At 69.0% G+C, this 15,833-nt stretch carries 10 protein-coding genes and 1 pseudogene; 3 read left to right on the top strand and 8 right to left on the bottom strand.

Going from position 1 to position 15,833, the window contains the following annotated elements:
• The 4 genes from EZH22_RS15070 to EZH22_RS15055 all read right to left on the bottom strand — a co-directional run bounded on the left by EZH22_RS15070 (position 1) and on the right by EZH22_RS15055 (position 5,831).
• Positions 1-1,020 (bottom strand): patatin-like phospholipase family protein, encoded by a 1,020-nt coding sequence (locus tag EZH22_RS15070; RefSeq protein ID WP_203191386.1) that lies wholly within the window; start codon positions 1,018-1,020, stop codon positions 1-3.
• A gap of 97 nt (positions 1,021-1,117) precedes the next feature.
• Positions 1,118-4,222 carry an efflux RND transporter permease subunit gene (locus tag EZH22_RS15065; RefSeq protein ID WP_203191385.1) on the bottom strand — a complete coding sequence of 1,035 codons (3,105 nt, stop codon included), beginning with the start codon at positions 4,220-4,222 and terminating at the stop codon, positions 1,118-1,120.
• Complete coding sequence (locus tag EZH22_RS15060; RefSeq protein ID WP_231710973.1) at positions 4,219-5,343, bottom strand: efflux RND transporter periplasmic adaptor subunit; 1,125 nt, start codon at positions 5,341-5,343, stop codon at positions 4,219-4,221. Before EZH22_RS15060 ends, EZH22_RS15065 begins: the two co-directional genes overlap by 4 nt.
• Positions 5,344-5,501: 158 nt before the next feature.
• Positions 5,502-5,831 (bottom strand): hypothetical protein, encoded by a 330-nt coding sequence (locus EZH22_RS15055; RefSeq protein ID WP_203191384.1) that lies wholly within the window; start codon positions 5,829-5,831, stop codon positions 5,502-5,504.
• A gap of 404 nt (positions 5,832-6,235) precedes the next feature.
• On the opposite strand from EZH22_RS15055, the gene EZH22_RS15050 reads away from it, so the two are divergent.
• Both EZH22_RS15050 and EZH22_RS15045 read left to right on the top strand, forming a co-directional pair.
• On the top strand, positions 6,236-7,300 hold the full coding sequence (locus tag EZH22_RS15050) for an NAD(P)-dependent alcohol dehydrogenase (protein ID WP_203196559.1): 1,065 nt from the start codon (positions 6,236-6,238) through the stop codon (positions 7,298-7,300).
• A gap of 52 nt (positions 7,301-7,352) precedes the next feature.
• Entirely contained in the window at positions 7,353-8,957 is a 1,605-nt protein-coding gene (locus tag EZH22_RS15045; protein ID WP_231710972.1) for a bifunctional aminoglycoside phosphotransferase/ATP-binding protein, read from the top strand.
• A gap of 3 nt (positions 8,958-8,960) precedes the next feature.
• Here EZH22_RS15045 and EZH22_RS15040 read toward each other — a convergent pair whose 3' ends face one another.
• The 4 genes and pseudogenes from EZH22_RS15040 to EZH22_RS15025 form a co-directional block, all read right to left on the bottom strand.
• Entirely contained in the window at positions 8,961-9,377 is a 417-nt protein-coding gene (locus tag EZH22_RS15040) for a hypothetical protein (RefSeq protein ID WP_203191382.1), read from the bottom strand.
• Positions 9,378-9,461: 84 nt separating this feature from the next.
• Complete coding sequence (gene selD / locus EZH22_RS15035; protein ID WP_203191381.1) at positions 9,462-10,514, bottom strand: selenide, water dikinase SelD; 1,053 nt, start codon at positions 10,512-10,514, stop codon at positions 9,462-9,464.
• A 102-nt stretch (positions 10,515-10,616) separates the two neighbouring features.
• A pseudogene (locus tag EZH22_RS15030) lies at positions 10,617-11,716 on the bottom strand (transglutaminase-like domain-containing protein).
• Between the two features lies 1 nt (position 11,717).
• Positions 11,718-12,284: a TlpA family protein disulfide reductase gene (locus EZH22_RS15025; RefSeq protein ID WP_203191380.1), complete on the bottom strand. Its 567-nt coding sequence runs from the start codon at positions 12,282-12,284 to the stop codon at positions 11,718-11,720.
• A gap of 455 nt (positions 12,285-12,739) precedes the next feature.
• Between EZH22_RS15025 and fdnG the strand changes: the two genes are divergently transcribed.
• Positions 12,740-15,826 (top strand): formate dehydrogenase-N subunit alpha, encoded by a 3,087-nt coding sequence (gene fdnG, locus EZH22_RS15020; protein ID WP_203191379.1) that lies wholly within the window; start codon positions 12,740-12,742, stop codon positions 15,824-15,826.
• The last annotated feature ends 7 nt before the right edge of the window (positions 15,827-15,833 follow it).

Below are 15,833 nucleotides of genomic sequence, written 5' to 3'. Positions count from 1 at the left end.
TCACACTCCTTCCAGCAGCACGTCGAGGTCCACCGTCGACTCGATCCCGAGCCGGTCGCCGAAACGTTCGAGGAATTCGTCGCCCGCCTTGCGGCCCTCCGCCTTGAGCATGCTCAGGAAGTCCCATTCGGCATTGAGCTTGGAGGAATAGCCGAGGTTCGCCATCAGCCGGTTGGGCACCATGTGGATGCGCATCTTCGCCCATTCGGCGCCCTCGGAATTGCCGGGGTCCGCCACCTTGCGCAGCAGCGCGATCATGCGCAGCTCCTTGAGCAGCACCGAGTTGAACGACACCTCGTTGAGGCGGTTCATGATCTCGGCCGCCGAGCGCGGCGTGCCCGGCCGCTCCACCGGATTGATGGGGATGAGGATGGTGTCGTCGGAGCTCAGCTCCCGCACCAGCGGCGTCATGGTGGGGTTGCCGGAATAGCCGCCGTCCCAATAGGCCTCGCCGTCGATCTCGATGGCCTGGAACATGGTGGGCAGGCAGGCGGAGGCGAGCAGCACGTCGGCCGAGATCTCGGCGTTGCGGAACACCCGCCCGCGCCCGGTGCGCACGTTGGTGGCGGTGATGAAGAGGCGGATGGGCGAGCCCTTCAGCCGCTCGAAGTCGATGTTCTCGTCGAGGATCTTCTTCAGCGGATTGATGTTGCCGGGATTGAGGTCGTACGGGGAGAACAGGCGGGACATGAGGTCCATGCCCACGAAGAGGGGCGAGTTGTCCAGCGTCCAGCGGCCCATCATGCGGTCGAGCGGGCCGCGCTGGAACGGGCTGAAGCGGGCGGCGTCGGCCACCGCGCGCCAGTAGCGGTCGAGCGCCGCGCGTGCCCCCTCCGATCCGCCGGCCGCGTAGCCGTCGGCGAGCACGGCGGCGTTCATGGCGCCGGCGGAGGTGCCGGAGATGCCGTCGATCTGGAGCCAGCTTTCCTCGAGCAGCCGGTCGAGCACGCCCCAGGTGAAGGCGCCATGGGAGCCCCCGCCCTGCAAGGCGAGGTCCACGAGGAGAGGGGAGCGGTCCATGTCACGCGTCTCCAGATCTGTCGTCCCGGCGTCGTCCGGATGGATGAGCCGTTCAAAGGCGCCTGCGCGTTCCCCGTTTCTTTTTTTGCCGCGCGTCTCAGCCGCGCGCGGTCTGGGCCGTGCCCTCCGCCGCGGCGCGCGCGGGGCGGGTCTCGGGTCCCGTATCCGGCCCGAACCACGCCACGTAGAGGGCCGGCAGGAAGATGAGGGTGAGCAGGGTGCCCACCAGCAGCCCGCCCATGATGGCGAAGGCCATGGGGCCCCAGAACACGGTGGGGGCGATGGGGATCATGCCGAGCACGGTGGACACCGCGGTGAGCATGATCGGCCGGAAGCGGATGGACGAGGCGTGCACCACCGCGTCCCACACGGTCTTGCCGGCGGCCCGGTCCGCCTCGATCTGGCCGATGAGGATGACCGCGTTCTTGGTGATCATGCCGATGAGCGCCAAGACGCCGAGGATGGCGACGAAGCCGAGCGGCCGGCCGGAGGCCAGCAGCGCCGCCACCACGCCGATGAGCCCGAGGGGGGCCACCGACAGGACGATGATCAGGCGCTGGAAGCTCTTCAGCTCGAACATCAGCACGGTGAACATGAGCAGCAGCATCACCGGCACCACCGCGACGACGGAGGCGAGGGAGGCGGCGCTCTCCTCCACCGTGCCGCCCACCGCGATGGCGTAGCCCGGCGGCAGGGTCTTGCGCAGGGCGTCGATCTTCGGCTCCAGGGCGACCACCACCCCCTCGGGCAGCACGCCGCGCACCACGTCCGCCTGCACGGTGAGGGTGGGCACCCGGTCGCGCCGCCAGATGGCGGGATAGTCCTGGCCGTACTCGAACGTGGCGATCTGCGAGAGCGGCACGGTGCGCCCGCCCGGCAGCGGCACCTGGAGGGTGGCGAGGGTGGCGAGGGAGACGCGCTCCTCGTCGGTGGCGCGGGCCACCACGTTGACGAGGTAGATGTCGTCGCGCACCTGCGTCACCGCCTGGCCGGACAGGACGGTGTTGAGCACCCCGGCGAGCTGCGCCGTGGACAGGCCGAGCAGGCGCGCCTCGTCTTGGTCCACCTTGATGCGCACCTGCCGCGCCGGCTCGATCCAGTTGTAGTTGATCTTCTCCGCCTTGGGATTGGACGCCACCACGGTGGCGAGATCGAAGGCGATGGCGCGCACCTTCTCGATGTCCGGGCCGGAGACGCGGTACTGCACCGGCCAGCCCACGGGCGGGCCCAGCTCCAGCGGGGCGATGCGCGCCACCAGCTGCGGGAAGTCCTGCGCCAGCGCCTTCTCCAGCTTCGCCCGCAGCCGGTCGCGCGCCTCGACGCCCCGCGCCACGATCACCGTCTGGGCGAAGAAGTCGTTGGGCAGCTGCACGTCGAGGGGCAGGTAGAAGCGGATGGCGCCGCGGCCCACATAGGTGGACCAGCGCGCCACGTCCGGATCGCCGTCCAGCAGCTTGTCGAACGTCTCCGCCACCTTCTCGCTGGCATAGATGGAGGCGTTCTGCGGCGAGGCGAGGTCCACCAGCAGCTCCAGCCGGTCGGACGAGGGGAAGAACTGCGACGGGATCAGCGGCAGCGCCAGCACCGACAGCACGAACAGGCCGAGGGTGACGGCGATGGTGACCCAGCGCAGCCGCAGGCACAGCACCAGGAAGGCGCGATAGATCCCCATCACCCCGGTGGGCGGGGCGTCGGGATCGGGCACCTTGTCCCGCGCAGGCGCCTTCAGGATCAGCACCTGGAGCAGCGGCGCGAACAGCACCGCCACGAACCAGGACACGATGAGGGCGATGGCCACCACCGCGAACAGGGTGAAGGTGTATTCGCCCGCCGAGGAGGCGGCGAAACCCACCGGCACGAAGCCGGCCACCGTCACCAGCGTGCCGGCCAGCATGGCCGCCGCGTAGGCCTTGAAGGCGTAGGAGGCCGCCGTGATCTTGTCGTCGCCGGCGGCAAGCCGCGTGAGCGTCGCGTCGGTGGTGGTCATGGCGTCGTCGACCATGAGCGCCAGCGCGATGATGAGCGCGCCGAGCGAGATGCGCTGCATGTCGATGTGCGCGAGCTGCATGAGCGCGAACACGATGGCGAGCGTGAGCGGGATGGCCAGCGCCACGATCGCCCCCGCCCGGACCCCCAGCGCGATGAACGACACCACCAGGATGATGCCCACCGCCTGCCACAGGCTCTCCATGAATTCGGCGATGGCGCTGTTCACCGTCACCGCCTGGTCGGCCACCAGGTGCGCCTCGATGCCCACCGGCAGGTTGGCGACGAGGCGGTTCATGGTGCGGTCGATGTTCCGGCCCATGGCGAGGATGTCGCCGCCGTCGCGCATGGCGATGGCGAGGCCGATGGCGGGCTTGCCGTTCACCCGGAACAGGGGCTGGGGCGGGTCCGCATGGCCGCGCCTGATGGTGGCGATGTCGGCGAGGCGGATGAGGCGGCCGCCCACCACGAAATTCACGTTGGCGACGTCCGCCTCCGAGGTGAAGGCGCCGGAGACGCGCACGGAAATGTTCTCGTTGCCGGTCTGGATCTCGCCCGCGGGGCGCACGATGTTCTGGCTCGCCAGCGCCTGGAGCACCGCCGTCCGGTCGATGCCGAGGCTGGCCAGCGCCTGCATGGAGAACTCGATGAAGATGCGCTCGTCCTGCGCGCCGAGGATCTCGATCTTGGAGACGTCGGGAATGTGCAGCAGCTCGGAACGCGCCTCCTCCACGTAGTCGCGCAGCTCGCGATGGGAGAAGCCGTCCGAGGTGAAGCCGTAGATGATGCCGAAGGTGTCGCCGAACTCGTCGTTGAAGAACGGCCCGACGATGCCCTGCGGCAGGGTGTGGCGGATGTCGCCGACGCTTTTCCTCACATGGTACCAGATGTCCGGCACCTCGGCGGCGGTGGCCGAGCCCTTCAGGTGCACGAAGATGGTGGTGGTGCCGGGCCTGGTGTAGCTCTCCAGGTAGTTGAGCTGCGGCACCTCCTGGAGCTTGCGCTCCAGGCGCTCGGTGACCTGCTTGAAGGTCTCCGAGAGGGTGGCGCCCGGCCAGTTCGCCTGCACCACCATGGTCTTGATGACGAAGGTGGGGTCCTCGGCCCGGCCGAGGCCCTTGAAGGCCATGATTCCGGCCACCACCGAGATGGCCATGAAATAGATGATGATGGAGCGGTGCTTGAGCGCCCAGGCGGAGAGATTGAAGCCGCTCACAGCTGCGTTCCCAGAAGGCGGACCTTCTGCCCCGGATGCAGCGCCTGCACGCCGGCCGTCACCACGATCTCCGAGGGCTTCAGCCCCTCGGCCACGCTCACCGAGGCGGGCGAGAAGCGCAGCACCTCGACGTTGCGCAGCGACACCGTCTGCGCCTTCGGGTCCACCACCCACACCGCCGGCTTGTCGTTGAGCCGCGTGAGCGCGCTCGCCGGAATCTCGATCACCGGGCCGGAATCCACCACCACGCGGCCTGTCACGGTGGTGCCGAGGCGCAGGGCCTCCGGCGGATTGGCGAGGCCCACCCGCACCCGGAAGGTGCGGGTCACCGGATCGGCCTGCGGCGCCACCTCGCGCACGCGGCCGGTGGCCCTGGCCGACGGGTCGCTCGACAGGCTCACCTCCACCTCGGGATCGGCCGGCAGGCCGGCGAGGAGCTGGGCGGGGACATCGAACACGGCGTCGCGCCCGTCTTGCCGCGCCACCTCCACTACCGGCTGGCCCGCCTGCACCACCTCGCCGGGCTCGGCGCGCCGCTGGGTGACCACGCCGGCGGAATCCGCCTTCAGATCGGTGAAGCCCAGCCGGTCCTGCGCCATCTGCAGGCGCGCCTCGGCGTCCTCCACCTGGGAGCGGGCGTTGAGGAAGGCCTGCTCCGCCTGCTCGTACTGCGCGCGCGGCGTGAAGCCCCGCGCCAGCAGCTGGCGCTGGCGCTCATACTGGTTGCGCGTCTGGGCGAGGTTGGCGTTGGCGGCGGAAAGCGCCGCCTGGGCCGATCGGATGCCGTTCTGCTCGTCCTGCGGATCGAGGCGCGCCATGACCTGGCCGGGCACCACCCGGTCGCCCACGTTCACCAGGCGCTCGATGATGCGGCCGCCGATGCGGAAGCCGTAGGTGGCCTCGTTCTGCGCTTCCACCACGCCGGTGAGCGTCACCGCATCGCTCGCCGCCCGGCTGGAGGCGAGGACGGTGCGGACCGGGCGCGGCTCTGGCGCCTGAGCCTCCTGCTTCTCGCCGCATCCCGCCAGAAGAAGGGCGGCGCAGCAGGCGAGCGCCGGCACGAACCGGCGCTGCGACGCTGCAGGATGGGCGATCGGCGTGCGGGGCATCACATCGGCCACGGGGTACTCCTTGCGCTGTGCAACTGCCACCCTATAGCTGAGGCGGCGCACGGCGGCCAGAGCCGCCTCGCGCGGCCGCCGACGACGTGATCGGCGGTAGCCACATAGCTCACCCGCGCCTGCCGCCGCACGAAAGCGCTGCGGCACGACCGGGAAGGTCAAGCTCCCGCGGCGGCCGGCTCCGCCTTGTCCATGACGGCGGCGACGAGGGCGTTGATGCGGCCGAAAGCCAAGCGGCTGAGCTCGCTCGCCCGCATCATGGAATCGACGCAGCCGCCGAGATCCTGGTCGGTATGGGCCGACAGCGCCGCCACCAGCTCGCTCTGGCCGATGGCCAGGTTGCGCAGGGCGAGCAGCAGGTTGTCGAGATCGGCCTTGGTCAGGCGGACATCGAGCGGCGCATCGTCGGCGAAGGTCTGCCAGCGCTCCAGGGCCGCCGTAGAAATCTGCGGCGCCACGGTTTCCTCGCCCTCGCCAGCCTGGGTCATGAAATCCTCGCAAAAATGTCCGGCGCGGCCGCATACCGGCCGCTGAAAGGAAAAGCCGGCCCGAAGGCCGGCCCTACCTTACACCCGAACGCAGCGACACCCGAACGCGGACCGGGGCGGCGCCGGCCTCGGCCCCCACTCGCCGACCACACAAGCCGACTTTCTTCGCCCTTCGTCACGGCCAAGTCGCGAAAGCGCCGGATGCTGCGCGCAAAGAGGCGGCGGCTGCGGATTGACCGGCGTCAATGCCCCCGCGCGATGCCTCGCCTAACGAAGTACCGCGCCACTCAAGCGCGTCCCTGCGCCTTCGGCCCCGGGGACGGAAAGGAAGGAGCGCCATGACAGACATCCTCGCCACCCCCCGCCCCGGTATCGTCGAACGCCACCGCCCGGCCCGGGCAAAGATGAAGGCCGCCATCTTCGTGGAGAAGGGCCGCATCGTCCTCGACGAGAAGCCCATCCCGGAGGTGGGCCCCCTCGACGCCCTCATCCGCATCACCACCACCACCATCTGCGGCACCGACGTACACATCCTCAAGGCCGAGTATCCGGTCGAGAAGGGGCTCACCATCGGCCACGAGCCGGTGGGCATCATCGAGAAGCTGGGATCGGCGGTGGAAGGCTTCACCGAGGGCCAGCGGGTGATCGCCGGCGCCATCACGCCGTCGGGCTATTCCAACGCCTGCCTGTGCGGCTGCGCCTCCCAGGACGGGCCGCGCATGAAGCACGGCTTCAAGCCCATGGGCGGCTGGCGCTTCGGCAACACCATCGACGGGGCGCAGGCGGAATACCTCATCGTCCCCGATGCCATGACCAACCTTTGCCATGTGCCCGAAGCGCTCTCCGACGAGCAGGTGCTCATGTGCCCGGACATCATGTCCACCGGATTTGCCGGCGCCGAGAGCGGCAAGGTGAAGATCGGCGACACGGTGGCCATCTTCGCCCAGGGGCCCATCGGCCTGTGCGCCACGGCCGGCGCGAAGCTCATGGGCGCGACGCGGATCATCGCCGTGGACCGGGTGGGCGAGCGCCTCAACGTCGCCCGCGCCATGGGGGCGGACGAGGTGGTGGACTTCTCCAAGGTCGATCCGGTGGACGAGATCCTGCGCCTCACCGACGGGCGGGGCGTGGACGTGGCCATCGAGGCACTGGGTCGGCAGGAGACCTTCGAGGCGGCGCTGCGGGTGCTGCGGCCCGGCGGCACCCTGTCCTCGCTGGGCGTCTATTCCAGCGACCTCAGGATCCCGCTCGACGCCTTCTCGGCCGGGCTCGGCGACAATGCCATCGTCACTTCGCTGTGCCCCGGCGGCAAGGAGCGCATGCGACGGCTGATGAGCGTGGTGGCCTCGGGCCGGGTGGATGCCCGCGCTCTTGTCACCCATCGCTTCAAGCTGGACGACATTGAGGCCGCCTACGACCTCTTCGCCAACCAGCGCGACGGCGTTCTCAAGGTGGCCATCACGCCCTAAGCTGATGCCGCCCCGGCGACGACGCCGGGGCGGTTCCATCCCTGGATCGGCCATGACCGCGCCCCCTGACCCGAGCCGGACGCCCGCCGACCATGTGGTGGCGGACCAGAGCGCCGTCTTCGCCTTCCTCGCCGACCCCGCCACCCATGGGCTTTCCGAGCCCGTGACGCGCATCGACACCCACGGCGCCGCGGTCTTCCTCGCCGGGCCCTTCGCCTACAAGGTGAAGCGGGCGGTCTTCTTCCCGTTCATGGACTTCTCCACGCTGGAGAAGCGCCGCGCCGCCTGCGCCGCCGAGGTGGAGATCTCCGGGGCCGGGGCGCCGGGCCTCTATCTCGGCGTCGTGCCCATCGTGCGCACCGCCACCGGCCTCGCCCTGGGCGGGAACGGCGAGGCGGTGGAGCATGCGGTGAAGATGCGTCGCTTCGACACCACCCTCACCCTCGACAAGGTGGCGGAGCGCGACGAGCTTGCGCCCGACCTCGTCAAGGCGCTGGCGGCAGCCGTGGTCGCCGCCCATGCCGCCGCCCCGGTGCTACGCGGCTTCGACACCGCCTCCCGGCTCGCCTCCTATCTCGCCGACAACACCAAGGAATTTGCCGCCCGGCCGGAGCTGTTCCCGCCGGAGGACGTGGCCCGGCTGGCGCGGCTGTCGGAAGACGCGCTGGCGCGCCTCACGCCCCTGCTGAAGGCGCGCAGCGACGCCGGCTTCGTCCGCCGCTGCCACGGCGACATGCACCTGCGCAACATCGTGCTGCTGGACGGCAGGCCGGTGCTGTTCGACGCCATCGAGTTCAACGACGACATCGCCACCTGCGACGTGCTCTACGACCTCGCCTTCCTGCTGATGGACCTGTGGCAGGAGGGCCTGACGAAACAGGCCAACGCGGTCTTCAACCGCTACCTGTGGGCGAGCGACGACGCGCAGATCGAGGGGCTCAAGGCCCTGCCCGTGTTCCTCAGCCTGCGCGCCGCCATCCGGTCGAAGGTGGAAGCGGCGGGGTTTTCGCATCTTGCGGGGGAGAAGCGGGCGCAGGCGGAGTGGCGGGTGCGGGCGGAGTTCGCGCAGGCGCTGCGCTTTGCTGATGTGGAGGCGCCCCCCAGCAAGACCGTGGCATCCATCTCCGGAACCGCCACCTGGTCGATCGCAGGCCCCCGCCGTCCGACGCTCTGCGCGGTGGGCGGCCTGTCCGGCAGCGGCAAAAGCACCTGGGCCGCGAACATGGCGGCTTCGTTCGGGCTCGCGCCCGGCGCCGTGATCGTGCGCTCGGACATCGAGCGCAAGCGCCTGTTCGGCGTGGGCGAGACCGACAGGCTGCCGTCCGCGGCCTACACCCCAGAAGCCGGAGAGCGGGTCTATGAGCGCCTGCGGACGCTGGCGCGCCGGGTGCTCGCCACCGGCTACAGCGTGATCGTCGACGCGGTCCATGCCCGGCCGCACGAGCGCGACGCGATCGAAAAGGTGGCCCAGGCGGCAGGGGCGCGATTCTACGGCTGGTGGCTGGACGCGCCGGAGGAGGAACTGGTCCGGCGCGTCGACGCCCGCACGGGCGACGCCTCCGATGCCGACGCCGCCGTGGTGCGGCACCAGCTCGCCTATGATCTCGGCGATGTCCGGTGGCACAGGACGGAGTTCATCGACCTTGCGCGGCGTTGAGTCCTAGCAGCGTGCCTGCGGCTCCGCCTTCGGATCCAGCCCCGTGACCACTGCCGGCTGGCGGTCGGGCGAGGCATGGGTCCCGGCCTGGGGCGTCGTGCCGATGTTCGAGCCGCCGGTGCCGCCGGACCAGCCGGTGGAGCCGGCCCCGCCCGGCTGGGTGCCGGAATCGGCGCCGCGGGCGGGCGGCGTGGCCGGGGTGTGCGGCGGCTGCTCGCAGGCGCCGGTCTGGACCGATTGCGGGTTGCCCTGGGCGGCGGCCGGGGCCGGAACCGATGATGCCAGAACGAACATCACCCCGCCGACAAGGCCGGTTCCAAGGATGCGCGTCCAGGTCACCGCGCCCGCCGGAACAATGACGGGAGACGCGCGCCGGGGCGCCGACATACGGGGCGCCGTCGTGAATGCGTTTAAGGCCATGGCGTTCTCCTTTCGGGAAGAGAACGTCCCTCAAAAGCGCATGGTTCCTTGCGGCTGCGCGCCGGGCCCGGATCGGGACGCGGATCAGGCGCCCACCACCACCCGCCCCGGACCTGCTTCCACCGTGCCGATGCGGGCGGCGGCGGGGTAGCCGGCGGCGATGATCTCGCCCAGCAGCCGGTCCGCCTTTTCCGCCGCGCAGGAGACGAGGAGGCCGCCGGAGGTCTGCGGGTCGGTCAGGAGGTGGCGCCGCCAGTCGGGCGTGCCCTCCGGCAGGTCCACCTCGGCCCCGTAGCTCGCCCAGTTGCGGTGCGAGGCGCCGGTGATGTAGCCCTGCTGCGCCAGCGTCTCGGCTTCGGCGAGCAGCGGCAGCGCGGCCGCCGAAAGCTTGAGCGTCGCGCCCGAGCCGCGCGCCATCTCCAGCCCGTGGCCGAGGATGCCGAAGCCGGTGACGTCGGTCATGGCGTGCACGTCCTCGTCCTTCGCCAGCTCTGCGCCGACCCGGTTGAGCCTGGTCACCGAGGCGATCATCTCGTCATAGGCGGCGGCGGAGAGCGCATCCTTCTTGAAGGCGGCGGAATAGACCCCCACCCCCAGCGCCTTGGTGAGGATGAGCGCATCCCCTGGCCGGGCCGTGGAATTGCGCCGGATGCGCTCGCGCGGCGCGGCGCCGATCACCGCGAGGCCGTAGACCGGCTCCGGGCAGTCGATGGAATGGCCGCCCGCCACCGGGATGCCCGCCTCGGCGCAGATGGCGGCTCCCCCGGCGAGGATGGCGCGCACCGTGGCGGTGTCGATCTTGCCCAGCGGCATGCCGAGGATGGCCAGCGCCATCAGCGGCGTGCCGCCCATGGCGTAGACGTCGGAGATGGCATTGGTGGCGGCGATGCGGCCGAAATGGTCGGGGTCGTCCACCATGGGCATGAAGAAGTCGGTGGTGGCGATGATGGCGGTGGCGCCATCCAGGTCATAGGCGGCGGCGTCGTCTCCCGTCTCGGTGCCCACCAGCAGCCGGGCGAAGGGGCCGGTCTGCGGCTGACCGGCGAGCAGGTCCTGCAGCACCGACGGGGCGAGCTTGCAGCCGCAACCCCCGCCGTGGGCAAGGCTGGTGAGGCGGACCGAGGGCACGTCGAGCATATGGATCACATCCCGTTTTGGTCTCGCCGGGGGCTACCCCCGTCAGTCTTGCCACGCCCCGACATGGCTGACGGGGGCTTCGCCCCGACCGGCGAGGGAGTGTCACACCGCGATTTCGGAGGCGCGGATGACGTATTTGAAAGTGTCGGGATCCAGGCAGTCCAGCAGGCCGCCCGCGCTCACCGCCTGCGGATACATGAGAAAGCCGAGGCGCGGGCCGGCGAAGCCCGGCAAGGCCACGTCGTGCGCCGTGTTGTAGGCGAACCAGTTGCCCTCCCACGCGCCGAACAGCGCCTTGCGCGCGGCCACCACCTTGGGATCATCGAGGGCGAGCTTGCCCGGAGGCTCCTCCAGCACCACCTTGCGCACGTCCGCCGGATCCATGGGCACCCAGCCGAAGTCGGAGAGAAACACCTCGGCCCGGCAGTGCTGCGCCTTGGTGACGATCTCGGAATTGGCTCCGAGGCTCTTGTAGCCGAAGCGCGAGGGCACCACGCGCAGGCCATAGACGTCGCGCGCCGCGATGCCCTGGGCCCGCACCAGGCCCACGAACAGGGCGTTGAGGTCGGCGCACTTGCCGCCGAGGTCGCCACTCTTCAGCAGCGCGGCGATATCGCCGATGCCGCAGCCGCGCGTCGCCGGGTTGCGATAGGTGTTCTCGACGATCCACTGGAAGATGGCGCCCACCTTGTCGAGCTCGCTCGCCTTGCCGGCGACGATCTTGTCCGAGGTCGCCTTCACGATGCCGTCGGTGGGGATGAGATCGGTGGCGGCGGTGTTGCGCGCGCGCTCCTCCGCACTCAAAGGGGCGGGCTTGCCGGGCTTCGACAGGTCCACCGCCCAGTCGCGGGAGGTGGCGCGGCTGGTCAGCTCCACCTTGGGCGCGGCCTCGCCGTCCGCCCAGACCAGATGCAGCATGTCGGCGCCCGAATGGGCATCGCGCACCAGCTGCGCCGACCGGGCGTTGGTGGTCCAGGTGTTCTCCCCGGCTTGAACCAGTCGGGATTGGAGAAGGACGCCACCGGCAGCCAGGCCTGCACCTTGCCCGCGGGCTTCAGGATCTCCACCGTGGTCACGATCTGATAGCTGCGCCACTTGCCCACGGTGGGGGCGAAGACCTCCTGCGCGAACGCCCCGCGTGGCAGGAAGGCGGCGGCGGACGCGAAGGCGCCGGCCTTGAGCAGGTCTCGTCTCGTGGTCATGTCACAGTTCCTCCTGGCTTCCTGTTTTGGGGGGCGCCTGCGGCGCGCCGCCGGCCGGCTTGGAGAGGGCGATGATGCGGCTGTCGGTTTCGGGGCTGTCCCAGGCCGCCTCCCCTTCCAGCGCCAATGCGAGGCGCCCCCGCGCCACCACGAAGGTGGCCGGCAGCAGGCTCACGCCCCAGGCGCGCGCGGCGGACCGGTCGACATCCATGAGAATGCGGTCCGTCCGCAGCCCTCCGGTGCCGGGCAGGTTGTCGAAGAACCGGCGCACGCGCGCCTCCACCTCCGCCACGTCCACCATCACCACCTCGACCTGCGGGGCGCGGGCGGCGAAGCGCGCGAGCGCCGGCAGCTCGCTGCGGCAGGGCTCGCACCAGGTGGCGAAGAAATGAACGACCGTCACGCCGGGCGCCGCGGCGAGGTCGAAGGGGGTCCCGTCGAGGGCCGCGAGCTGCAGCCGGGGCGCCGGCGGGGCGCCCTCCACCGCCTGGAGCGGACGCGGCGCCTGCCGCTCCGGATCGGCGGCCGCCACGCCGGGCAACCCCAGGGACAGGAGGAGAGGAAGCACCACACCCGCGCCGAGCATGCGCGCAGGCCGAAGGCGCGCGCCGGAACAACCGGGCACCGCGTGATCTTTCGTGGGGAAAGATGAGTTCAGCTTTATGCCCCGATCCTCGGGCGCCTGGCGTGTCTGCACCCGCGCAATCTGTGACACGGCCACACACCGGTCAACGCTCAATTGCGTGAACAACCGCCGCGTTTGCAGGACACACATGCGGCATTAGACGAAAGTCGCATGCCACGGTGGAAAATTGCCTGCAGCGCACTGCGCTACACTGCAATGCAGCACGGGCGTCACGGACAAATGTCCTAAATGCACGCTCGCCTGCTCTTACGTAAATTGACATCATTCCAGTTCCAAAATACCGTCAATCAAGGCCGGAAATCCGGCATCGGGCGGCACTTGGACGACCACCCGCAATGGTCCCCGGTCGGGGCATAAGCAGTCGGAGGCTTCCTTCGATGAATATGGAGCTCACGCGGCGCCAGTTCCTGAGAACGGCGGGCGCGGGCGTGGCGGGCACGACGCTTGGAGCGATGGGCTTCGGTGCCATCGAGGAGGCCTACGCCTCCACCATCAAGCCATTCCGCCTCGTCAACACCACGGAAGTCCGCAACACCTGCACCTATTGCTCGGTGGCCTGCGGCATCCTCATCTTTGCCAAGGGGAACCTCGCCAAGGGCGAGAAGGCGCAGATCACCCATATCGAGGGTGACACCGACCACCCCACCAATCGCGGCACGCTCTGCCCGAAGGGCGCGGCCCTCCTCGACATCGTCAAGTCCGCGTCGCGCCTCACCTCCCCCATGATCCGGCGCGCGGGATCCGACAGCTTCGAGAAGATTTCCTGGAACGAGGCGCTCGACAAGATCGCCCGCGCCATGAAGGACGACCGCGACGCGAACTTCATCGCCAAGAACAAGGACGGCGTGACCGTGAACCGGTGGGTGACCACCGGCTTCCTCGCCGCCTCGGCGACGACCAACGAAACCGCCTGGTGCACGTACAAGGTCGTGCGCAGCACCGGCATGCTGGTGTTCGACAACCAGGCGCGGGTTTGACACGGCCCCACGGTGTCCAGTTTGGGCCCAACTTTTGGCCGTGGCGCGATGACCAATTCGTGGACCGACATCCGGAACACGGACCTCGTCATCATCATGGGCGGCAATGCCGCCGAGGCGCATCCGTGCGGATTTAAATGGGTGACGGAGGCGAAAGCCAACCGGGGCGCCAAGCTCATCGTCGTGGACCCGCGCTTCACGCGCTCGGCCGCGGTGGCGGACTATTACGCGCCGATCCGGCAGGGCTCGGACATCGCCTTCCTGAACGGCGTCATCAACTATTGCATCGCCAACGACAAGGTGCAGTGGGATTATGTGAAGGCCTTCACCAACGCGACCTATGTCGTGAAGGAGGGCTTTGCCTATCAGGACGGCCTCTTCACCGGCTATGACGAGGAGAAGCGCGACTACAACCGCTCCACCTGGGACTACGAGATCGGTCCCGACGGCTTCGCGGTGGTGGACGAGACGCTGCAGAATCCGCGCTGCGTGTGGAACCTGCTGAAGCAGCACGTCGCCCTGTACACGCCGGACCTCGTCGAGCGCATCACCGGCACGCCCAAGGACAAGTTCCTGAAGGTGGCGTCGATGATCGCGGAATGCGCGTCGCCCACGAAGACGATGACCTCCATGTATGCGCTGGGCTGGACCCAGCATTCCAAGGGGTCGCAGAACATCCGTACCATGGCGATGCTCCAGCTCATCCTGGGCAATATCGGCGTGCGCGGCGGCGGCATGAATGCGTTGCGCGGGCACTCCAACATCCAGGGGCTGACCGACGTCGGGCTCATGTCCAACATGATCCCCGGCTACCTCACCCTGCCGACGGAGCGCGAGCCCGACTTCAACGCCTACATGTCGACCCGCGGGTTCAAGCCGCTGCGGCCGAACCAGATGAGCTACTGGCAGAACTACAAGAAGTTCATGGTCAGTTTCCAGAAGGCCATGTGGGGCGCTTCCGCGACCGCCGACAACAACTGGGCGTTCGACTACCTGCCGAAACTCGACGTGCCGGCCTACGACATCCTGCGCGCCTTCGAGCTGATGAAGCAGGGCAAGATGAACGTCTATATCTGCCAGGGCTTCAACCCCCTGCAGGCGTTCCCCAACAAGGCCAAGCTCGCCGACGCGCTGTCGAAGCTCAAGCTGCTGGTGGTCATGGATCCGCTCCAGACCGAAACCGCCCGCTTCTGGGAGAATCACGGCGTCTACAATCCCGCTGACCCCGCGAAGATCCAGACCGAGGTGATCCAGCTGCCCACCACCTGCTTCGCGGAGGACGAGGGCTCCCTCGTCAATTCCGGGCGGTGGCTCCAGTGGCACTGGCCGGCCGGCTCGCCTCCGGGGGAGGCGAAGACCGACGTGGCGATCATGGCCGGCATCCACCTGCGGCTGAAGGATCTGTACCGGAAGGAAGGCGGCGCCTTCCCCGATCCGATCCTCAACCTCACCTGGACCTACAAGGACGCGCACGAGCCCACCCCGGTCGAGCTCACCAAGGAGCTCAATGGCTACGTGATCTCGGACGTGCTGGACCCGAGCGACCCCACCAAGAAGGTGCTCGAGGCCGGCAAGCAGGTGGCGACCTTCGGCGTCCTGCGCGACGACGGCTCGACCGCCTGTGGCAACTGGATCTATTCCGGCTCCTACACGGAGGCCGGCAACATGATGGCGCGCCGGGACAATTCCGATCCGGACAACACCGGCGCCTATCTGAAGTGGTCGTTCGCCTGGCCGGCGAACCGCCGCATCCTCTACAACCGCGCTTCCTGCGACATCAACGGCAAGCCGTGGGACCCCACGCGCAAGCTTCTGGAATGGGACGGGTCCAAGTGGACGGGCTACGACGTGCCCGACATCGCCCCCACCGCCAAGCCGCAGGACGTGGGCCCCTTCATCATGAACCCGGAAGGCGTCTCGCGCCTGTTCGCCCGGGGCATGATGCGGGAAGGCCCGTTCCCGGTGCACTACGAGCCGTTCGAGAGCCCGGTCGCCAACCTCGTCGCCCCGAAGATCCGGGGCAATCCGGTGGCGCGCGTGTTCAAGGACGACTTCGCCCAGTTCGCCGAGCCGGCGTCCAAGGAGTTCCCCTACGCGGCGACCTCCTATCGCCTGACCGAGCACTTTCACTACTGGACCAAGAACAACCACGTGAACGCGGTGCTCCAGCCCGAATTCTTCGTGGAGATCTCCGAGGAGCTGGCCAAGGAGAAGTCGATTGCGAATGCCGGCTGGGTGCGGGTGTGGTCGAAGCGCGGCTCGGTCTTCGCCAAGGCCTACGTGACCAAGCGCATCCGTCCGCTGACGGTGGACGGCAAGCTCGTCCACATCGTCGGCATCCCCATCCATTGGGGCTTCGTCGGCGCGGCCAAGAAGGGCTTCCCGGCCAACGTGCTCACCCCGTTCGTGGGTGACGCCAACATCGAAACGCCGGAATTCAAGGCGTTCCTGGTCAATATCGAGCCCTCAACCGGGCCGGTGGCATAGGTAAGGA

Source organism: Xanthobacter dioxanivorans (genome assembly GCF_016807805.1).
GTDB classification, from domain to species: Bacteria; Pseudomonadota; Alphaproteobacteria; order Rhizobiales; family Xanthobacteraceae; genus Xanthobacter; species Xanthobacter dioxanivorans.
This window is presented reverse-complemented; position numbering and strand designations above follow the sequence as displayed.